Origin of the sequence: Pseudomonas sp. FYR_7 (genome assembly GCF_043106155.1) — a bacterium.
GTDB lineage: Bacteria > Pseudomonadota > Gammaproteobacteria > Pseudomonadales > Pseudomonadaceae > Aquipseudomonas > Aquipseudomonas parafulva_B.
The window spans coordinates 17329-37291 of sequence record NZ_JBICMI010000067.1 but is presented as its reverse complement, the minus strand read 5'-3'; the positions used below and the strand labels follow the sequence as shown (position 1 = coordinate 37291).

Genomic DNA, 19963 nt, shown 5'->3' with positions numbered 1-19963 from the left:
ATGCACTTGTTCAGCCCCTTGCCCTGACTTAGCTTATACACCGCCTGGCGCGACTGCCGTGAATGACTTGCCTGAGGGTTCTGGTCAACGACGCAGTGACAACGCATCAGGCTCGGTCACGTTACATGCTTTGTTAACAGGGAATCATAGCGGCAGCTTATGTCGGCGCTCGAACGGTCATCCTGGCAAGTCACATACCCCCCTTCGCTCGATTTTGGTCAGCAACTGACCCACGAGCAATTGCATCACTCCATGCAAGCCGCCATGTCCCGTCACCAGGGCGGGCCGGTGTGGCTGTTTGCCTATGGCTCTTTGATCTGGCGGCCCGAGTGCAGCGCGGTGGAGCGTCGACGTGCGCGGGTGCACGGTTACCACCGGGGCTTGTACCTGTGGTCGCACGAGCACCGTGGCACGCCCGAAACCCCAGGTTTGGTGTTTGGCCTGGATCGAGGCGGCTCGTGCAGCGGCTTTGCCTACAGGCTGGATGACGCGACACTCGATGCATCGCTGCGAGCCCTGTGGCAACGCGAAATGCCTTACCCCGCCTACCGCCCCCACTGGCTCAACTGTCGACTCGACGATGGCAGCAGGGTGCAGGCCCTGGGTTTCGTGTTGGAGCGGCACCTGCCTTGCTACGCGGGCAATCTGCCGGATAACGTGCTCAGCCACATACTGGCCAGCGCCAAAGGGCGTTATGGCACCACGCGCGATTACGTCGAGCAGACCCTTCATGCCCTGCGCAGCCACCATATGCCTGATCGCAACCTGGAAGCGCGCTTCAGGCGCTGTCACGATCTGCGCGAACGGTGATCACGCACGCGGCGGCACCACCACCAGCTTGCCGACCGCCTGGCGCTGGCCCAGCGTTTCGATGGCCGCACCCGCGTCGGCCAGGGCGTATGTCTGTGAAACGAGAGGCTTCAATTTGCCCTGCGCGTGCCAGGCAAACAGCTGCTTGAAGTTGGCCGCGTTATCCTCGGGTTGGCGCTGGGCAAACGCGCCCCAGAAGACGCCCAGTACCGCCGCCCCCTTGAGCAGCACAAGGTTGGCTGCCAATTGGGGAATGGTGCCGCTGGCAAAACCCACTACCAACAACCTACCGTTCCACGCCAGGCCCCTCACGGCGTGCTCGAACAGTTCGCCGCCCACCGGATCGTAAATCACATCCACACCTTTGCCATCGGTCAGGCGCTTGATGGCCTCGCGCAGATTGTCCTGGCTGTAGTCGATCAGGTCATCGGCCCCAGCGGCACGGGCCACCGCGAGCTTTTGCGCACTGCTGGCAGCCGCGATGACCCGCGCCCCCATGGCTTTGCCGATCTCGACCGCCGCCAGGCCCACCCCGCCGGACGCGCCCAATACCAGCAAGGTCTCGCCGGTTTGCAATCGACCGCGCTGGTGCAAGGCGTGCATCGAGGTGCCGTAGGTCATGCCGAATGCGGCGGCGGTGATGAAGTCCATGCTGGCTGGCACGGGCATTACGTTGGAGGCGGGCACTGCCACTTGCTCGGCAAAAGCACCCCAGCCGGTCAGTGCCATGACCCGGTCACCCACCTTGAAGGCGCCCACCTTGGCGCCGACGGCTGCGACCGTGCCCGCGGCCTCTCCACCCGGTGAGAAGGGCAAGGGCGGCTGAAACTGGTATTTACCTTCTATGATTAAGGTATCGGGAAAGTTGACCCCAGCCGCCTGCACGTTCAACAGCACTTCGTTGGGCTTGGGCGTTGGGCTGGGCACGTCTTCCAGGACCAGTTCGCGGGCCGGGCCCAGGTGCTTGCATAGCAGCGCTTTCATCGTGGCCTATTCCTTTGCGGGTAATGGCCGATAAGTGTAGGAGGGCCGCCAGTTGGGTCAACGAGCATGGCTTGTCCTGATGGGCCGGCATAAGCCCAGGCTTGGGTTTGAACGATGTGCTGGTTAAGCTGGCGCCACCTGAATAGAGGAGCGATTTCGTGAAAGCGTGGATATTGATGGTGTTGGCACTGGTATTACCCGCCGCAGCCGTGGCCGAGGAGGGCAAGGAGGGTGCGCCCAAGGTGGCCTATATCACGCTGACGCCGCCGTTCGTGGGCAACTATGCGCTCGATGGTGGTCCGCGCTTGCGGGTGTTCAAGGCGGACGTCGCATTGCGAGTGACCGGGGATGAGGCCGCCAAGGCGGTACAGCACCATGAACCACTGATCCGCAACCAGCTCGTCGCACTGTTTACTCAACAGACCGTGGACAGCATGAGCAATGTGGAGGCCAAGGAGCATTTACGTCAGGAGGCCCTAAAGCAGGTTCAGCAGGTGATGGAGACCGAAGAGGGCAAGCCGATCGTCGAGGACCTGCTGTTCAACAACCTGATCGTCCAGTGAGCGGCTGACCCGGTTTTCGGTCAGCCACTGAAGGCTGGGGTTCAAGGGAATGCCGGAGCGGGGCAGGTGCCTCAAACCATCGCCAGGATGGCCGTCCACTGCTCGGCCGTGACCGGCATGACCGACAGGCGACTGCCTTTTTGTACCAGCGCCAGCTCGGCCAGGGCTGGCTGTTGTTTCAACCAGCCCAGCTCAAGCACGCGCGGCAGGGTCCGCACGTGGGCCACGTCTACCGCACTCCACGGGTTCTTGTCGGGCGTGGCCTTGGCATCGTGGTAAGGGCTCTGCGGGTCCAGCGCAGTGGGGTCCGGATAGGCTGCGCGGATGACCTTGGCAATGCCGGCGATGCCGGGTTGAGGGCAGCTGGAATGGTAGAAGAAGAACGTGTCTCCCTCGCTCATCGCACGCATAAAGTTGCGCGCCTGGTAATTGCGTACACCGTCCCAACGAGCTTCGCCAAGGTGAGCCAGGCCTTCAATCGACAGTTCGTCGGGCTCGGACTTCATCAGCCAATAGGCCATGTTGTTTGCTCCAGAAATGCTTTGAAATAACTCGTTCCATCAAACCGACGGCCGGTTGACGTCAACGTTTGCGTGGTGGCTCAGGTTGTCGGAGAATGCGCCCCGTTTGAGGTGCGATGCTCAGGTACTACCCAGAAGTCGCCGAGCACTGAACAGTTTGCCTGGGGGGCAATCGTCGATGAATCAACGTAAAAAGCCGGACCTGCTGTGGGTCCTGGTGTTCATCTTTGGCTTGGGTGTGGTTACCACCGGTTATGCGCAGGGGATCTGGGAGCGCAAGCTGGATAACGCCTACCAGATGCCATACGAAGCTGGTCAGGCGCAACGCTGACCCTTCCCGGCACCGCTTAGCGCGGTGCCACGTACCAGTGACGATCCGAGACCGTTCCCTGCAAAGGCACGTCCCAACTGGCTTGTGCTAGCCGCTCGACCTTCTGGCACTCATGCGCCAAGCCTAGCAGCCGTGGTTTTTTCCAGGTCTGCCGACGGGCCAGGTAAGCCAGGCTGCGATCATAGAAGCCACCGCCCATGCCCAGTCGCCCTCCCGCGTCGTCGAAGCCCACCAGGGGCAGCAGAATCAGGTCCAGTGCCCACACCGGGCGTTGACGCCTGCGGTCGGTGGCCGGCTCAGGGATTCGGAAACGGTTGGGCGTGAGCTTCTCGCCCTTCTCGAATCGCTGAAACACCATGCGGGTGCGTGGCCATGCATGCAGCACCGGCAAGTACGTGCGCTTGCCGCGACGCTGCGCCTCGCGCAGCAACAATGCAGGGTCGATTTCGCCGTCGTTGGGCAGGTACAAGGCGATATGCCTGGCCTTGCGAAAGAGTGGATGCTGTGCCAGCAGACGGTACAGGCCTGCAGCGGCCTGACGCTGCTGGGCGGGCGTGAGCGCCCGGCGCGCGTTGCGCAAGTGCCTGCGAAGTTGAGGGCGGCTGAGCGTCGCGGTGTCGGTCATGGCACGGGCGATCCGAGAAGTGCTGGCCATTGCTGTCGGCCAAAACGACTTGCCCGCCGAGTGGCGGGCAAAGGAATTCGGGCTCCCCGATAAGACCGCTATCGGTGTAGCCCTTGAACCCGAAAGTTCAAGGTGGAGATTGCAGGGGACATTAAGGCTTTCCGTCGAGCGGACATGCACACCTGCCCCAGCGTGCAACCCCCGTGGTTGTGCGTATCGGCTCAGGGACATAACCGACTGGCGCATCCACCAGGGAGTGGCGCCAGTATAACAACCTCAGTTTTTTTTGGTACCCGTCTCGTCGGACAGCGCCTGGTCGACCCGGTCCAGCAAATCGCGCACCTGCTCGCGCGTGGCCCCGCCGGCCGGAGCCGCGCTGCGGTCTTCCTGGCGATGGAGCATCTCGTGGGTAATGTTCAACGCCGCCATGACCGCGATGCGGTCGGCACCGATCACCTTGCCGCTGCTGCGAATCTCGCGCATCTTGCTGTCCAGGTAGTGAGCTGCACTGACCAGGTTGTTGCGCTCTTCGGGCGGGCAGATGATCGAGTATTCCTTGTCGAGGATCTGCACGGTGACGCTATTGCTTGAACTCATGAGTCTTGCTCCAGGGCCTTGAGACGCAAGATCATCGACTCGACCTTGCGCCTGGCGATCTCGTTCTTTTCGATGAGGTGGGCGCGCTCTTCGCGCCAGGACTTTTCCTGAGCTACTAGGAGTGCATTTTGCCGTTTAAGTTGCTCGACACGCTCGATCAGCAGCTCGAATCGGCTCATCAGGGCCTGCAGGTCGTTCTCTTGCGTGGGTTGCACTCGATTCGCTCCGTCATTGACTCATCTTGCGATGATGCCTCTCCCTGGGCCGTGACTGCCAGTGCCGATGGTCTTGGCGCGCCTGCCGGTGCTAGGATACAAGGCCTTCATTCTAGTCATTGCGCCCTCCGGCGCCTAGCAGCCCATGCCCAATACTCAATCGCCCTACGTTGCTTTCGCCATGCTGCTTTCCAGCAATGGCCACCCCGTCACACCCGCCGAACTGCACGGCCTGCTCATCGGCCGCAGCTGTGCGGGTGCCGGCTTCGATGCCGACGGCTGGCTGGCCGATGCGGCCCAGTTGCTGGAAACCGAACCGCAAGACGCTGTGCGCAATGCCCTGATCGGCCTGCAGGAAATGGTCAAGGGCGAGCTTACCAGCGACGACATGGCGATCGTGCTGCTGCTGCCGTCCGACGATGCTGCGCTGACCGATCGCGCCACCGCCCTGGGGCAGTGGTGCCAAGGCTTCATCACAGGCTTCGGCCTGAACGCCGGTGGCAAAGACCTGTCCATCGAGGCCAAGGAAGTGCTCCAGGACCTGGTGGCCATCTCCCAGGTGCAGGAAGCGCTGGAAGAATCCGAGGACGGCGAAAGCGATTACATGGAAGTGATGGAATACCTGCGCGTCGCGCCGTTGCTGCTGTTTTCCGAACTGGCCAAGCCCGCAGCGCCTGCGCCCAAGCCTTCTCTGCACTGAACGACGGGGTAGTCTGCCCATGAGCCGCATTCCCAAGGCCGAATATGCCCGCCGGCGCAAGGCGCTGATGGCGCAGATGGTTCCCAACAGCATTGCCATCCTGCCTGCCGCCGCCGTTGCCATCCGCAACCGTGATGTGGAGCACGTGTATCGCCAGGACAGCGACTTTCAATACCTCAGTGGTTTTCCCGAGCCCGAGGCGGTCATTGCGTTGATACCTGGCCGTGAGCATGGCGAATACGTGATGTTCTGCCGCGAGCGCAATCCTGAGCGCGAGCTGTGGGACGGCTTGCGGGCCGGTCAGGAAGGTGCGGTGCGCGACTTCGGTGCTGACGATGCGTTTCCCATCGCCGACATTGACGAGATCCTGCCGGGCCTGATTGAAGGCCGCGAACGCGTCTACAGCGCCATGGGCAGCAATCCCGAGTTCGATCGCCGGCTGATGGACTGGATCAACGTGATCCGCTCCAAAGCCCGCCTCGGTGCGCAGCCCCCGAACGAATTCGTTGCCCTGGATCACCTGCTGCACGACATGCGCCTGTATAAATCGGCGGCGGAAGTGAAAGTGATGCGCACGGCCGCCGAGATATCTGCCAAAGCCCATGTACGGGCGATGCAGGCTTGCCGCCCGGGCCTTCATGAGTACAGCCTGGAAGCCGAACTCGATTACGCCTTCCGCCAGGGCGGGGCAAAAATGCCGGCGTACGGGTCGATCGTCGCCGCAGGGCGCAATGGTTGCATCCTGCACTACCAGCAGAACGACGCGCCGCTCAAGGAGGGCGACCTGGTCCTGATCGACGCGGGCTGCGAAATCGATTGCTATGCCAGTGACATCACCCGCACCTTCCCCGTCAGCGGGCGGTTTTCACCGGAGCAGAAGGCGATCTATGAGCTGGTTCTCAGCGCCCAGGCAGCGGCGTTTGCCGAAATCGCCCCGGGCAAGCATTGGAACCATGCCCATGAAGCCACCGTGCGGGTGATCACCGAAGGGCTGGTTGAGCTGGGTCTGCTCAAGGGCGACGTGCAGGCGTTGATCGAGAGCGAGGCGTACCGGGCGTTCTACATGCACCGTGCCGGCCATTGGCTGGGCATGGATGTGCATGACGTGGGCGATTACAAGGTGGGCGGTGAGTGGCGGGTGCTCGAGCCAGGCATGGCCTTGACCGTCGAGCCCGGCATCTACATAGCAGCCGACAATGAAAGCGTGGCCAAGAAATGGCGCGGCATCGGCATTCGGATCGAGGATGATGTGGTGGTCACCAGGCAAGGCTGTGAAATCCTGACATCGGGCGTTCCCCGCACCGTCGCCGAGATCGAGGCGTTGATGCACGACGCGCGTCAGGCCAGCCTATGACCCAGGTGAATCTCGCGATCATCGGCGGCGGGCTGGTTGGGGCCAGCTTGGCGCTGACCCTGCAGGCAGGGGCCAAGGCGCGTGGTTGGAAAATCCTTCTCATTGAGCCCTTCGCCCCCGGCGACAGCTTCCAGCCTAGCTACGATGCGCGTTCTTCGGCGCTGTCGTTCGGGACCCGCCAGATCTACGATCGACTGGGCTTGTGGCCTGCCATCGAGCGGCGTGCCGAACCGATCGCCCAAATTCATGTCTCGGACCGGGGGCGCTTTGGTGCCACCCGCCTGGATGCGAGGGAAGAAGGCGTTCCGGCCTTGGGCTACGTGGTCGAGAATGCCTGGCTCGGGCAATGCCTGTGGCAGGGCCTGGACAGCGATGTGGTCAGTTGGCGCTGCCCGGCGGAAGTGACGTCGATGCAGGCTATCGAGGGCGGTTACCGTCTGCGCCTCAATGACGACACGCACATTGACTGCGACCTGGCGGTGCTGGCCGATGGTGGCCGCTCGGGCCTGCGTGAGCAACTGGGTATTCACGTCTGCCATACCCCTTACGAACAAAGCGCATTGATCGCCAACATCACCCCCGGCGAGCCTCACCGCGGGCAGGCCTTCGAGCGCTTCACCGAAGCCGGTCCCATGGCCTTGCTGCCGTTACCGGAAAACCGCTGCGCGCTGGTCTGGACACGGCAGGGCATGGATGCGCAGCGCCTGGCTGACATGGATGAGCGCAGTTTCCTGCGTGAATTGCAGGGCGTCTTCGGTTACCGCCTGGGCACCCTTCGGCAGGTAGGCGTACGGCATCTGTACCCGCTGTCGCTAATCGAGGCGCAGGAGCAGATCCGTCCCCACCTGGTCGTGCTAGGTAACGCTGCGCACAGCCTGCACCCCATCGCGGGGCAGGGATTCAACCTGTCACTGCGGGATGTGCAGTCCCTTGCCGAGGCGCTGCTTGCAGGGCCGCAACGGCCAGGTGACCTTGCGACCTTGCAGGCTTATGGCAAGCGCCAGCGCCTGGATCAAACGCTGACCATCGGGTTTTCCGATCAGGTGACGCGGCTGTTCGGCAGCGGCCAGCCTTTGCTCGCCGCAGGCCGTAACCTGGGTTTGCTGGGCCTTGACCTGCTGCCACCGGCCAAAAGCTGGTTCGCCCGTCAGGCCATGGGCCTGGGTACGCGTTCCGATGTACGGGGCAAGGCATGAACAACCCACGCAAACTGGCCCGGCGTGCGCGCGTCCTGCGCTGGATGCTGAACCTGTATCCGCCTTACCTGGGCGCAGGTATCCGTGTGCAGCACATTAGCCCTGACATGCGCAGCATCCGGGTGGCGATGAAGCTTACCCGCTGGAACCGCAACTACGTGGGCACCCAGTTCGGTGGCAGCCTCTACGCCATGGTCGACCCGTTCTACATGCTCTTGCTCATCGAACGGCTGGGGCGCGACTACATCGTCTGGGACAAGGCCGCCAGCATCGATTTCATCACCCCTGGCAAGGGCCCTGTGTATGCCGAGTTCCATGTCGATGACGCGCTGCTGGACGATATCCGCCAGCAGACCGCCACCGGCAAGAAATGCCTGCCCCGTTTGCAGGTCGATATCCGCGACGGCGCTGGTGAACTGGTGGCGCGGGTCGATAAAACCCTATACGTGCGGCTCAAGCCGCAAGCGAGGCTGGCGTAAGGCATGGAAACACGCGCAGATATTCTGATCGTAGGTGCTGGTATGGTCGGCAGCGCGCTGGCGCTCGCCTTGCGCCATAGCGGTCTGCAGGTGCTGCTGCTCGATGGCGGCCCCCTGGCAGTCAGGCCGTTCGACGCCAAGGCGCCGTTCGAGCCCAGGGTCAGTGCGTTGTCCGCGGCTAGCCAGCGTATTCTCGACCGCTTGGGCGCTTGGGAGGGCATTGCACGGCGGCGCGCGACGCCGTATTCCGATATGCAGGTTTGGGATGGCAGTGGCACTGGGCAGATTCACTTTTCCGCCACCAGCGTGCATGCGCAGGTGCTGGGCCATATCGTCGAGAACAAAGTGGTGCAGGATGCCTTGCTCGAACGCCTGCATGACAGCGACATCGGCCTGCTGCCCAATGCGCGCATGGAACAGCTGCGCCATTCCGGCGATGACTGGCTGATGACGCTGCACGACGGCCGGCAGCTGCGCGCACCGCTGGTCGTGGCTGCCGACGGTGCTCATTCTGCGGTTCGCCGCCTGGCTGGGTGTGAAACGCGCGAGTGGGATTACTTGCACCACGCCATCGTCACCAGCGTGCGTTGTGCCCAAAATCACCAAGCCACCGCCTGGCAACGCTTCACCGACGATGGCCCGCTCGCCTTCCTCCCTTTGACCCGAGACGGCAAGCAGGACTGGTGCTCGATCGTGTGGTCAACCACGCCGGTCGAGGCCGAGCGGCTGATGGCGCTGGATGAGCCAGCCTTCCTCAGGGCGCTGGAGCGTGCATTCGAGGGCCGCCTCGGAACGGTGCTGCAAGCTGACCCGCGGCTGTGCGTACCCCTGCGCCAGCGGCATGCCAAGCGATACGTGGAAGCCGGCCTTGCGTTGATCGGTGATGCGGCCCACACCATTCATCCGCTGGCAGGGCAAGGGGTGAACCTGGGGTTCCTTGACGCGGCGGTACTGGCCGAAGTCCTGATGGACGCCTGCAAGCGGGGGGAAAGGCTGGCCGATGTCAAGGTGCTGAGCCGCTATGAGCGTCGACGCATGCCGCACAACCTGGCGCTGATGGCAGCCATGGAAGGGTTCGAGCGGCTGTTCCAGGCCGACAAGTTGCCGCTGCGCTGGCTGCGCAACAGTGGCTTGAAGCTGGTCGAGCAGTTGCCGGAGGCAAAAGCCGTGTTCGTGCGCCAGGCGCTCGGCTTGAGTGGCGACTTGCCGGATCTTGCCAAGGCGTGAAGGCTGCTCAGGGCCTACTGTCGAGTATGGATACGTGGCGGACCCTGGCACATAGCAACATCCAGTAACGGCAATGGGGGTGAGGGTTCAAATGGGATTCACTACCATCTGCGCCTCTCTAATCGATCGAGGAGCGCCTTCCATGTTGCCACGCAAGTCCCTACTGGCCGCCCTGGCCCTGAGCGTTGTCGGTGGTACCGTGCAGGCAGCTGACGAGGTCGTGGTCTATTCCTCGCGTATCGACGAGCTGATCAAGCCAGTGTTCGACGCCTACACGGCCGAGACCGGGGTCAAGGTCAAGTTCATCACCGACAAGGAAGCCCCCCTGATGCAGCGCATCAAGGCCGAGGGCGAGCACGGTGTGGCGGATCTTCTGCTCACCGTCGACGCAGGCAACCTGTGGCAGGCTGAGCAGATGGGCATCCTGCAGCCGATCCGATCCGAGATCATCGAGCGCAACATCCCGCCTCAATACCGTGCCTCGTCCCACGACTGGACCGGCCTGAGCCTGAGGGCGCGCACCATCATCTACTCCACCGAACGGGTCAAGCCGGCCGAGCTCAGCACCTATGAAGCCCTGGCCGACAAGCAGTGGGAAGGTCGGCTGTGCCTGCGCACGGCGAAGAAGGTGTACAACCAGTCCCTGACCGCCACCCTGATCGAAAGCCATGGTGAGGCGAAGGCCGAGCAGATCGTCAAGGGCTGGGTCAATAACCTCTCCACCGACGTGTTCTCGGATGACAACGCCGTGATCCAGGCCGTCGAGGCGGGTCAGTGCGACGTGGGCGTGGTGAACACCTACTATTACGGCCGGCTGCACAAGCAGAACCCCAACCTGCCGGTGAAGATCTTCTGGCCCAACCAGCAAGACCGTGGCGTGCACGTAAACCTCTCCGGCATCGGCCTGACCAAGCACGCGCCTCATCCTGAGGCCGCAACAAAGCTGGTCGAATGGATGACCGGTGAACAGGCGCAGAAGTTGTTCGCCGACCTCAATCAGGAATTTCCGGCCAACCCCCAGGTCAAGCCCTCTGACGAAGTCGCCGCGTGGGGCGACTTCAAGGCCGACAGCATTGCGGTGGAAGTGGCCGGCAAGCGGCAGGCCGAAGCCATCCGCCTGATGGACCGTGCTGGCTGGAACTGAGCGGCGCTCCCTGCCCGAGAGGCCTGCCGAGGCCTCTTCGTGGGTCCTGCAGCGACCCGTCATCGAGACATAACGTGCCCTACACCCACCGTCGTCGCTGGTACCTCCCCGTCACTTTGATCGCCGGCCTCGTGCTGCTGCCCCTGAGCGTGCTGCTGTTGTCGTGGCAGTCGATCGACCTGCAGATCTGGTCACACCTGCTCGACACGCAGATGGGGCGCTTGCTGGGCAACACCGTTACCTTGGTGGTGGGTGTCGGTCTGGGTGTCACCTTGCTCGGTGTCAGCCTGGCCTGGCTCACCAGCCTGTGCGAGTTTCCGGGCCGTCGCTGGCTGGATTGGGCGCTGATGTTGCCGTTTGCCATTCCGGCGTACGTCCTGGCCTTCGTCTTCGTAGGTTTGCTGGACTTCGCCGGCCCGGTGCAGAGTGCCCTGCGCGAGGCTTTCGGGCCCATGCGCCTGCCACGGGTGCGCTCTACCGGCGGCGTGATCATCGTGCTGGTGCTGGTGTTCTATCCGTATGTCTACCTGCTGGCACGCACAGCGTTTCTTGCCCAGGGCAAAGGGTTGATGGAGGCCGCCCGGGTGTTGGGGCTCTCGCCCTGGCAGGCATTCTGGCGGGTGGCCCTGCCCATGGCCCGACCTGCCATCGGGGCGGGCATCGCCTTGGCCCTGATGGAAACCCTCGCCGACTTCGGCGCCGTGGCGGTCTTCAACTTCGACACGTTCACGACCGCCATCTACAAGACCTGGTATGGCTTCTTCAGCCTGTCCAGCGCTGCGCAATTGGCCAGTTTGCTGTTGCTGGCCGTCATGCTGGTGCTGTACGGCGAGCGCCGTGCGCGGGGCGCCAACCACAGCGCCAGTGAACGCCCCAGAGGCCAGGCGCTGTACCGCCTGCAGGGTGGCAAGGCCGTGCTGGCCAGCGGCTGGTGCCTGTTGGTCTTCGCCTGCGCATTCGTCATCCCTTTGCTGCAACTGCTGGTGTGGTTCTGGCAGCGCGGGCGCCACGATCTGGATGAGCGCTACATCGGCCTGGTGCTTCATACCCTATACCTGGGCGGCGTTGCAGCGCTGGTGACGGTCTGCGTGGCGCTGCTACTGGCCTTTGCCCGGCGCCAGGCGCCCATGCCGGGCATTCGCGTCGGTGTAGGGCTCGCCAACATGGGCTACGCCTTGCCCGGCTCGGTACTGGCGGTGTCGATCATGCTGGCCTTCAGCTACCTGGACAGCCAGGTCGTCGCGCCGCTGTCCAGCTGGCTGGGAGGCGCGGGCAGGCCATTGCTGCTGGGCAGCCTTGCAGCATTGCTGCTGGCCTATGTGATTCGTTTCATCGCCGTGGCCTACGGCCCGCTGGAGAGCAGCCTGGAACGGATTCGTCCCTCGTTGGCGCAGGCATCGCGCAGCCTGGGTGTGGGCGGGGTGCGGCTGTTCATCAAGGTGTACTTGCCGCTGCTGCTGCCAGGCGCACTGAGCGCGGCGTTGCTGGTGTTCGTCGATGTGCTCAAGGAGATGCCGGCTACCCTGCTGATGCGTCCTTTTGGCTGGGATACGCTGGCGGTACGGGTGTTCGAGATGACCAGCGAGGGTGAATGGGCGCGGGCGTCGCTGCCGGCATTGACGCTGGTGGTGGTCGGGCTGCTGCCGGTCATTGGCCTGATACGCCGCTCGGCGCGCAGGCCAGGCTATTCCTGCTAAGGGTGTCAGCTTGCGCCCTTGCCGCTACAATGCGCGGCACTCGCGCAGCAGGCAATCAAAACAACGCTGTTCACACAGCTGAAGGCCATGAGCCTTCCACTGCTGCCGCTTCGCCACGCCCGGAAGGAGAAACCCATGGGACAGCGCACGCTTTTGTACGACCTGCATCTGGCGCTTGGCGCCAAGACGGTCGATTTCGGTGGCTGGGACATGCCGCTGCACTATGGCTCGCAGGTCGATGAGCACCACCAGGTGCGCAGTGACTGTGGGGTCTTCGACGTGTCCCACATGACCGTCATTGATATCCGGGGCGATGCGGCCACGGCTTGGTTGCAGCGGCTGCTGGCCAATGATGTCGCCCGGCTCGATCAGGTTGGCAAGGCACTCTACAGCCCGATGCTGCATGAGCAGGGCGGGGTGATCGATGACTTGATCGTCTATCGCACGGCGACCGGTTACCGGCTGGTCACCAACGCTGCCACCCGAGCCCGGGTGCTGGAGTGGCTGGACCAGCAGCGTGATGGGCTTGCCGTCGACGTTCAGGTTCGTCCGGACCTCGCCATTCTTGCCGTTCAGGGCCCGAACGCGCGCGAGAAGGTAGCTGCTTTGGTCAGTGCCTCGCGGGCCGCTCTGATACGCACGCTACGCCCCTTCGAAGGGGTGATGGACGGGGACTGGTTCATCGCGCGCACCGGCTATACCGGCGAAGATGGCCTGGAGTTGATCTTTCCGGGTGACCAGGCCGTGGCCTTTTTCAACGACCTGGTTGGCGCCGGTATCGCGCCCAGCGGCCTGGGGGCTCGCGACACGTTGCGGCTCGAAGCCGGCATGCACCTTTACGGGCAGGACATCGACGAGCAGCACACCCCGTTATCGTGCAATCTGGGCTGGAGCATCGCCTGGGAGCCGGCAAGCCGAAACTTCATCGGTCGCGCGGCGCTGTTGGCGGAAATCGAGCGGGGCGTACAGGAAAAGCTCGTGGGTTTGGTACTGGAGGAGCGTGGTGTGCTGCGCGCCCACCAGGTGGTCCGTGTGGCGGGGATTGGCGAAGGGGAGATCACCAGTGGTAGTTTCTCACCTACGCTGAGCAAGTCCATTGCCCTGGCACGCGTGCCCATGGCCACGGGCGACCGGGCCGAAGTGGAAATTCGTGGCAAGTGGTACCCGGTGCGCGTGGTCAGGCCGACTTTCGTGCGCCACGGCAAGATCCTGATCTGATCCATCATCAAACGGCGGGCGTACCGCTGAGCCAATCGAGGAATTCAAGACATGAGCAATATCCCCGCCGAACTTCGTTTTGCCCAAAGCCATGAGTGGGCCCGCCTGGAAGCCGACGGTACCGTCACGGTAGGCATCAGTGACCATGCGCAGGAAGCGCTAGGTGACGTGGTATTCGTCGAGCTGGCCGAAGTGGGCAAGGTGTTTGCCGCAGGCGACGCGGCCGGTGTCGTGGAGTCGGTCAAGGCCGCGTCCGACATCTACGCCCCGGTCGGTGGCGAAGTGATCGCGGTCAACGAGGCGTTGGCCGACAGCCCTGAACAACTGAACGAGCAGCCCTACGACGCATGGATCTTCAAGCTCAAGCCGAGCAGCCAGGCTGATCTGGATAAACTGCTGGATGCGGCGGGCTACAAGGCCGCCATTGGCGAGTAAGCCGTCCTTGCGTCATCGGCAGAAAGCACTCGCAGCCAGGGGTTGAAGACCTCCTGGCGCGAGTTAGCCGGCGTTGAGGCCGGCGCTGTACCGATCAGTCGGCTATTGCATGCTTGGCCAGAATGGCATTGGCCAGCTCCATGTCAGACGCGTGAAGCCCTGGATGTTCCGCACGCACCTGCTTGATTGCCGACTCCAGGAATGGCCCACGGATGGCGCCTTCACTGGCTACGAAGCTGCCAGCATCATCCTGCGCTGCCATCACCAACTTGTGGTCACGCGAGGTCAGGTAGGTCGAGCCGGTGGTTGCACCGGAAGAGATCACATTACGCCAGAAGGAATCGGCCATGGCCGAGCCCACAGGCAGCGCGAGCAGGGCTGCGGCAGCGATGGCAGTGTTGAGACGCATGATGAGACACCTCGAAGGTGAGGGTTGAAGATGTGCGGTTGGATGCTCGCGAACCTGCCAAGTTCCTGGGCCTGCCGCTTCTGATCAGCTGCATGCACGCAGTACTTCGTCAGCCAGGGTTTGCCCACACGCAACCTTGGCCTCGCCGCAGCGGCGCAGGTCCACAAGGCCATCTGCCTGGGCCTGGCGTCGCAATTGCGCAAGGTCCGTATGAGGGCCGATCAGGGCACGCAGGTTGTCGCTGGGTTCGAGTAATTCGAACAAGCCGGTACGCCCATGAAAACCCGTGCCGCGGCACGTTCTGCAGCTGGCTGCGTCGCGCCCCTGGCACTGGCTGCACAGCGTGCGCACAAGCCGCTGGGCCATCACCGCAATCAATGTCGCTTTGATCAAGTAATCAGCCACACCCAGTTCTTGCAGGCGGATGATTGCAGCACAGGCGTCGTTGGTGTGCAGGGTAGACAGCACCAGGTGCCCGGTAAGGGCGGCCTGCACGGCCACCCGTGCGGTGTCGGGGTCCCGTATTTCGCCGATCATGATGATGTCCGGATCCTGGCGCAGCATGGCGCGCACGCCGTTGGCAAAGCCCAGGTCCAGGGCCGGCTGCACCTGAAACTGGTTGAACTCGGGTTCGAGCCGTTCGATGGGGTCCTCGATGGTGCACAGGTTGACCTGCGGGGTGGCCAATAGCTTGAGGCTGGCGTACAGCGTGCTGGTCTTGCCTGAGCCCGTAGGCCCTGTGACCAGGATGATGCCCTGGCGCCGTTGCAGCAGGCCTTGCCATTGACCCAATTGCTGCCCCTGAAGACCGAGCCGATCAAAGCTCTCGTGCAGCTGCTGCGGGTCGAACAGGCGCAATACCAGTTTTTCACCAAAGGCAGTGGGCAGGGTCGACAAACGCAGCTCCACCTCGCTCCCGTTTGGCAGGCGGCTTTGCAGTCGGCCATCCTGAGGCCTGCGTTTTTCCGCGACGTCCATGCGCCCAAGGTGCTTCAGGCGGCTGATCAAGGCCACTGCGACTGCGGCGGGGAAAACATAGACGGTGTGCAACAGGCCATCGATGCGATAGCGCAAGTGGCCCTGGTCGCGGCGCGGCTCCAGATGGATGTCGCTGGCGCGCTGGTCGATCGCGTAGTGCAGCAGCCAGTCGACGATATGCACGATGTGCGCGTCATCCGCGTTGGCCTGCGAGTGACGCTTGCCCAGCTCCAGCCACTGCTCGAGTTCGCCGAAGCGGTTCGATTGCTGGTGGTGCGCGCCCTTGACCGACTGCGCCAGGCGCTGGAAGGGTTCACCGGCCTGACGCATCTGCACAGGGCTTGCGAGCACTCGCCGCACGGTTCGTCCAAGGCTCAGGGCCAGATCGGCCTGCCAACGGCACTGATAGGGCTGTGCGCTGGCCACGGTGACGCTCGCCGCGTCAGCTGCCACGATGAGAATGCCGTGGCTCTGCGCAAAGGCTGGGGACACCAGCTCAGCCACCTGCTGCAGGTCGATTTGCAGCGGATCGATACGCAGATAGGGCAGGCCCGTCTTGGCAGCCAGCCATTGGCAAAGCCGATCCAGGTCCAGTACTTGCCCCGGATGGAGGCGGTCGGCAAGGTTGCAGGCGGCCACTTGCTCCAGCGGATGATCGGCAGGGTGATCGACGGCATGTTCAAGTACACGCACGCTATCGCTGGCGTGCAGGCGCTGGTCGATGAGCAAGGCTTCGAGCACCCGGTGCAGGTCGAGTGCCAGGGTATCGGGGTTATGCATAAAGGCGTCCGTGCCTGATCAAGAAGACCCGATCTAGGCTAGTTCACCCTCCGCCAAAGCCGAATCGAAAGGATGTCAGGGTTTTGCCTGAGGGCTATTCATGCTCATGTCAAAGCGCTGGCCGGTGCGCCGCTAGGCGTGCACTACCGACAGCTCTACACGGTGTTGCGGGGCCAAGTGCACGTCAGCCACACACACCATGTTGCGTAATTTCTGAGCGATCACTTCGGCGCGGTGCCAGCTCAAGCCGCCAATGCCGATATCGATGGCCAACCAGTCATCCTGTTGAGTGACCTGGACGCTATGCGGTGTGAGCATTTGCAAGGCGAACTGATTGAGCACCCGGCACAAGCTGTCGGGCTCGGCTTCGGCCTGCAAGCGATACAGCACAGTGGTGTGAGCATTGCTGTTGGCCCATACATCGACACGCGGCAGTGAGTTCATGCGTCATCCTCTTTGAGTGAAGGAAGTTTTGCACGCCTGAACCGGTATTTTTTCGCTAAGATTCGACCCAATCAGCCTGTTCTTGCATAACTATGATCGAAGCAGTTCGATCTGGAGAATTTTTCATGCACAGCGCATTGGATGCCTACGACCGTCGTATCCTCGAGTTGCTACAAGAAGACGCTTCGCTGTCCAGCGCTCAGATCGCCGAACGCATTGGCTTGTCACAGTCGCCATGCTGGCGACGGATTCAACGGCTCAAAGAGGAAGGGGTGATTCGCGGGCAAGTCACCTTGCTGGACCGCAAGAAAATCGGGCTGAACACCCAGATATTCGCCGAAGTGAAATTGAATGCCCATGGCCGCTCGAATTTCACCGAGTTCACAGAGGCGATCCGCGGGTTTTCAGAGGTGCTCGAGTGCTACGTGCTGATGGGGTCGGTGGACTTCCTGCTGCGTATCGTCACCCCGGATATCGAGGCGTATGAACGGTTCTTCTTCGAAAAGCTCTCGAACGTGCCCGGTATTCAGGAGGTGAACTCGATCGTGGCCCTTTCGGAGATCAAGTCCACCACCAGCCTGCCGCTGTCGGGCTGAGGGCATCACGCTTTGAGCAGATGCTTCCAGCCACGGCTCTGATCGACGGCACGCGCCTGCTCGATGCGGGCTTCGAGCACCTCATCGCTGATCGGGTGCTCAGCCAGCTCGTGCAGTTTCTTCATGTCGCCGTACAGGCGGTCCATTTGAGGTGCATCCAGCACATGGCGGGCATGGTGCAACCAGGCCATCACTTGCTCGATGCGCGGCAGTTGCTCTGCCAGGTCTTCGGGGCGCTGGGTGTATAGCGACAACTTCAGAGCGCGGCCTTCCTCGGCAATCAGGTGTGCCAGCCAGCTTGCCAGAAGCGCCTTGCCCTGGCGCTCGCCACGACCCTTGCGTTCGACGGTCCAGGTGCGCGACAGCAGCCAACGCGAGGTTTCCAGGGAGAACTGGCCCCAGCGAGGATCATCCAGCTCTTCTGCGAACTGCTCGGGCGCAGCGCGGCGGATGTCTTCATCATCGTTGCCGGCTTGCACCAGTGGACGCCAGTCTTCGAGCAGGGCATCCAGGCGCGCGCGCAGGTCACGGGTGGCAGCGCGGGGGGCGGCCTGGCCCAAGCTGGCAGTGATGGCGCGCAGCTCGATGAGGTTCTGCACCCAGTCCTGCAGCGACCGCCAGTGGCCGCTGTGGCGGTATTGCTCGGCCAGGCGCTGGCTGTTGCCCAGCAGTTGCCACGCCAACGCAGCGTAGGCATCGTCCAAGGCCATGTCCGCTTCGAGGTCGGCGACGCTCAGATCCAGCTCGAAACGCTCGGGCTCCAGCAGGCGGTAGCCGCGCTCAGCCTTGCTGATATCGCAGGGCATCAGCGCAACGCTTGCGGCCAGCTCGGCAGCCAGCTCCAGCAGCGCCGCAGGCTCACCTTCACGCAGCTCCAGTTCCAACTCGCAAATCGCTTCCTTGCGCTTGCCGGCAATCACGAAGCCTTGGTCCAGCGCGGCCTCGATCACCACCTTGGCCTTGCCACGGCCCCAGGCGATTTCGGCGTATTCGCGGGTGAAGTCGGTGGTGAACAACGGCTTGATGGTCTTCTTGTCCAGGTCGGCCAGTTGCACGGGCCAGCAGCTGTCATCCAGCTTCTTGAGGTCCAGCTTCACCTTGTCCAGTTGCCATTCGTGCTCGTTGCGCTCGGACAGGCCAGCCACGCTGGTGCCGCGACACTTGAGGGTCTGGATGACGGTATCGCCGTCACGGCGCAGGCGCAGGGCAACACGTGCCTCGGCCAGCGCGCGCTCAGGCGTGTCGAAATACTGGTTCAGCAGTTCGCGAGTCTGCCAGCCAGACTTGTTGCGCTTTTTCAGCAGCGGGTGCTCGCGCAGGGCGGCGAGGGTCTCGGGGCTGGCGCGCAGCTTGAGTTCGGTTTCTTTGGGCATTACAGGCTCGAAAGGGGGCGTGGTCGATGCAGAGTCTACAGCAGTAGGCCGTCAACGGTTTATTCCAGACGGCGGATGGTCCTATGATGGGCAATGCTTCCGAGGAGTACACGCATGCCGTTGCCGACGCTGAAAGACCAATTTGCCGCCTTGATCGCCGCGCCTTCGGTCAGTTGCACCCAGGCCTCGCTCGACCAGTCCAATCGTCAGGTCATCGACCTGCTGGCTACCTGGCTGGGTGATCTGGGTTTTTCCTGCGACATTCAGCAGGTGACTCCCGGCAAGTTTAACCTGCTGGCCAGCCGCGGCAGCGGCCCTGGCGGCCTGGTGCTGGCCGGCCACAGCGACACCGTGCCCTACGACGAGCAGCTCTGGAGCAGCGACCCCTTGAAGCTGACCGAAGTCGAGGGTCGCTGGGTGGGGCTCGGCAGTTGCGACATGAAGGGTTTTTTCGCACTGGTGATCGAGGCCGTCATTCCCTTGCTGCAGCACGACTTCAAGCAGCCGCTGCTGATTCTGGCCACCTGCGACGAGGAAAGCTCCATGTCTGGCGCCCGTGCATTGGCCGATGCTGGCCAGCCGCTGGGTCGCGCGGCGATCATCGGCGAGCCGACCGGACTGCGGCCGATCCGCATGCACAAAGGCATCCTCATGGATCGGATCGACATCCTCGGGCGCAGTGGTCATTCATCGGACCCAAGCCTTGGCCGCAGCGCCATGGATGCCATGCATGCGGTAATGGGCGAACTGATGGGCCTGCGCCAGCAATGGCAGAAGGTCTACAACAATCCACAATTCACGGTGCCTGCGCCGACCATGAACTTCGGTTGCATTCACGGTGGCGACAACCCCAACCGGATCTGCGGCCAGTGCGCGCTTGAGTTCGACCTGCGCCCATTGCCGGGCATGGACGTGGACCAGCTGCGCGCCGCCATCCGTGAAAAACTGGTTCCGGTGGCCGAGCGCCATGACGTGCGTATCGACTATGCGCCGCTGTTCCCCGAAGTGCCGCCGTTCGAACAGGCGGCCGACAGTGAACTCGTCCAGGTGGCAGAGCGGCTCACCGGCCACCGCGCCGAAGCGGTGGCATTCGGCACCGAAGCACCTTATCTTCAGCAGCTTGGCTGCCAGACCATCGTGCTCGGCCCTGGTGACATCGCCTGCGCACACCAGCCTGGCGAATACCTGGACATGTCACGTATCAAGCCGACCGTGCGTCTATTGCGTGACCTGATCGGGCACTATTGCCTGCATTAAACGTCCACCCCTTTCATTCGTTTCTGCCTA

At 62.9% G+C, this 19963-nt stretch carries 23 protein-coding genes and 1 other RNA gene; 14 read left to right on the top strand and 10 right to left on the bottom strand.

Features of this window, described 5'->3' with window-relative positions; all coding sequences use genetic code 11:
• Positions 1–159: 159 nt before the first annotated feature.
• Entirely contained in the window at positions 160–810 is a 651-nt protein-coding gene (locus ACF8R3_RS16375) for a gamma-glutamylcyclotransferase (protein WP_058602821.1), read from the top strand.
• Here the strand turns inward: ACF8R3_RS16375 and ACF8R3_RS16370 are convergent, their stop codons facing one another.
• Complete coding sequence (locus ACF8R3_RS16370) at positions 811–1794, bottom strand: NADPH:quinone oxidoreductase family protein (RefSeq protein ID WP_058638193.1); 984 nt, start codon at positions 1792–1794, stop codon at positions 811–813.
• 158 nt (positions 1795–1952) lie between these two features.
• Here ACF8R3_RS16370 and ACF8R3_RS16365 point away from each other — a divergent pair, with 158 nt between their 5' ends.
• Positions 1953–2357 (top strand): flagellar basal body-associated protein FliL, encoded by a 405-nt coding sequence (locus tag ACF8R3_RS16365; protein WP_058638192.1) that lies wholly within the window; start codon positions 1953–1955, stop codon positions 2355–2357.
• A 71-nt stretch (positions 2358–2428) separates the two neighbouring features.
• On the opposite strand, the gene ACF8R3_RS16360 is transcribed toward ACF8R3_RS16365, so the two are convergent.
• Complete coding sequence (locus ACF8R3_RS16360; RefSeq protein WP_058638191.1) at positions 2429–2878, bottom strand: EVE domain-containing protein; 450 nt, start codon at positions 2876–2878, stop codon at positions 2429–2431.
• Between the two features lie 178 nt (positions 2879–3056).
• Here ACF8R3_RS16360 and ACF8R3_RS16355 point away from each other — a divergent pair, with 178 nt between their 5' ends.
• A complete protein-coding gene (locus ACF8R3_RS16355; protein ID WP_023532702.1) occupies positions 3057–3209 on the top strand; it encodes a hypothetical protein in 153 nt (50 codons plus the stop codon).
• 16 nt (positions 3210–3225) lie between these two features.
• On the opposite strand, the gene ACF8R3_RS16350 is transcribed toward ACF8R3_RS16355, so the two are convergent.
• From ACF8R3_RS16350 to ACF8R3_RS16335, 4 genes are all read right to left on the bottom strand, one after another.
• A complete protein-coding gene (locus ACF8R3_RS16350) occupies positions 3226–3834 on the bottom strand; it encodes a 5-formyltetrahydrofolate cyclo-ligase (RefSeq protein ID WP_196186598.1) in 609 nt (202 codons plus the stop codon).
• A 79-nt stretch (positions 3835–3913) separates the two neighbouring features.
• A non-coding RNA gene (ssrS, locus tag ACF8R3_RS16345) (6S RNA) lies at positions 3914–4093 on the bottom strand.
• Between the two features lie 17 nt (positions 4094–4110).
• Entirely contained in the window at positions 4111–4431 is a 321-nt protein-coding gene (locus ACF8R3_RS16340) for a cell division protein ZapA (RefSeq protein WP_023532287.1), read from the bottom strand.
• The gene (locus tag ACF8R3_RS16335) at positions 4428–4610 is read right to left on the bottom strand and encodes a TIGR02449 family protein (protein WP_033693939.1); all 183 of its coding nucleotides are present in this window, start codon (positions 4608–4610) and stop codon (positions 4428–4430) included. The genes ACF8R3_RS16340 and ACF8R3_RS16335 overlap by 4 nt, the downstream gene beginning before the upstream one ends.
• Before the next feature lie 181 nt (positions 4611–4791).
• Between ACF8R3_RS16335 and ACF8R3_RS16330 the strand changes: the two genes are divergently transcribed.
• From ACF8R3_RS16330 to gcvH, 9 genes are all read left to right on the top strand, one after another.
• Positions 4792–5346, top strand: a complete 555-nt coding sequence (locus ACF8R3_RS16330) for a YecA family protein (protein WP_027913422.1) — start codon at positions 4792–4794, stop codon at positions 5344–5346.
• A 19-nt stretch (positions 5347–5365) separates the two neighbouring features.
• Positions 5366–6700: a Xaa-Pro aminopeptidase gene (gene pepP / locus ACF8R3_RS16325; RefSeq protein WP_058602826.1), complete on the top strand. Its 1335-nt coding sequence runs from the start codon at positions 5366–5368 to the stop codon at positions 6698–6700.
• A complete protein-coding gene (gene ubiH / locus ACF8R3_RS16320) occupies positions 6697–7896 on the top strand; it encodes a 2-octaprenyl-6-methoxyphenyl hydroxylase (protein WP_058638189.1) in 1200 nt (399 codons plus the stop codon). The genes pepP and ubiH overlap by 4 nt, the downstream gene beginning before the upstream one ends.
• Positions 7893–8375, top strand: a complete 483-nt coding sequence (locus tag ACF8R3_RS16315; protein WP_058638188.1) for a DUF4442 domain-containing protein — start codon at positions 7893–7895, stop codon at positions 8373–8375. The genes ubiH and ACF8R3_RS16315 overlap by 4 nt, the downstream gene beginning before the upstream one ends.
• Before the next feature lie 3 nt (positions 8376–8378).
• Positions 8379–9602 carry a 2-octaprenyl-3-methyl-6-methoxy-1,4-benzoquinol hydroxylase gene (locus ACF8R3_RS16310; protein ID WP_058638187.1) on the top strand — a complete coding sequence of 408 codons (1224 nt, stop codon included), beginning with the start codon at positions 8379–8381 and terminating at the stop codon, positions 9600–9602.
• 142 nt (positions 9603–9744) lie between these two features.
• Positions 9745–10746, top strand: coding sequence for an extracellular solute-binding protein (locus tag ACF8R3_RS16305; protein ID WP_058602829.1), 1002 nt, complete (start codon positions 9745–9747; stop codon positions 10744–10746).
• A 74-nt stretch (positions 10747–10820) separates the two neighbouring features.
• On the top strand, positions 10821–12443 hold the full coding sequence (locus ACF8R3_RS16300) for an iron ABC transporter permease (RefSeq protein ID WP_196141251.1): 1623 nt from the start codon (positions 10821–10823) through the stop codon (positions 12441–12443).
• 135 nt (positions 12444–12578) lie between these two features.
• Positions 12579–13661 (top strand): glycine cleavage system aminomethyltransferase GcvT, encoded by a 1083-nt coding sequence (gene gcvT, locus ACF8R3_RS16295; RefSeq protein ID WP_392515895.1) that lies wholly within the window; start codon positions 12579–12581, stop codon positions 13659–13661.
• 51 nt (positions 13662–13712) lie between these two features.
• Positions 13713–14096 (top strand): glycine cleavage system protein GcvH, encoded by a 384-nt coding sequence (gene gcvH, locus ACF8R3_RS16290; protein ID WP_058602832.1) that lies wholly within the window; start codon positions 13713–13715, stop codon positions 14094–14096.
• Positions 14097–14190: 94 nt separating this feature from the next.
• Here gcvH and ACF8R3_RS16285 read toward each other — a convergent pair whose 3' ends face one another.
• The 3 genes from ACF8R3_RS16285 to ACF8R3_RS16275 form a co-directional block, all read right to left on the bottom strand.
• The gene (locus tag ACF8R3_RS16285) at positions 14191–14505 is read right to left on the bottom strand and encodes a DUF2388 domain-containing protein (protein WP_058638182.1); all 315 of its coding nucleotides are present in this window, start codon (positions 14503–14505) and stop codon (positions 14191–14193) included.
• Positions 14506–14589: 84 nt separating this feature from the next.
• Positions 14590–16263, bottom strand: a complete 1674-nt coding sequence (locus ACF8R3_RS16280) for a GspE/PulE family protein (protein ID WP_392515894.1) — start codon at positions 16261–16263, stop codon at positions 14590–14592.
• 132 nt (positions 16264–16395) lie between these two features.
• Positions 16396–16707 (bottom strand): hypothetical protein, encoded by a 312-nt coding sequence (locus tag ACF8R3_RS16275; RefSeq protein WP_058638180.1) that lies wholly within the window; start codon positions 16705–16707, stop codon positions 16396–16398.
• Between the two features lie 125 nt (positions 16708–16832).
• Here ACF8R3_RS16275 and ACF8R3_RS16270 point away from each other — a divergent pair, with 125 nt between their 5' ends.
• Positions 16833–17303 carry an Lrp/AsnC family transcriptional regulator gene (locus ACF8R3_RS16270; RefSeq protein ID WP_027913434.1) on the top strand — a complete coding sequence of 157 codons (471 nt, stop codon included), beginning with the start codon at positions 16833–16835 and terminating at the stop codon, positions 17301–17303.
• Positions 17304–17308: 5 nt separating this feature from the next.
• On the opposite strand, the gene ACF8R3_RS16265 is transcribed toward ACF8R3_RS16270, so the two are convergent.
• Positions 17309–18676: an inorganic triphosphatase gene (locus ACF8R3_RS16265; RefSeq protein WP_392515893.1), complete on the bottom strand. Its 1368-nt coding sequence runs from the start codon at positions 18674–18676 to the stop codon at positions 17309–17311.
• A 114-nt stretch (positions 18677–18790) separates the two neighbouring features.
• On the opposite strand from ACF8R3_RS16265, the gene argE reads away from it, so the two are divergent.
• Positions 18791–19933 (top strand): acetylornithine deacetylase, encoded by a 1143-nt coding sequence (gene argE, locus ACF8R3_RS16260; RefSeq protein WP_392515892.1) that lies wholly within the window; start codon positions 18791–18793, stop codon positions 19931–19933.
• Positions 19934–19963: the final 30 nt, after the last annotated feature.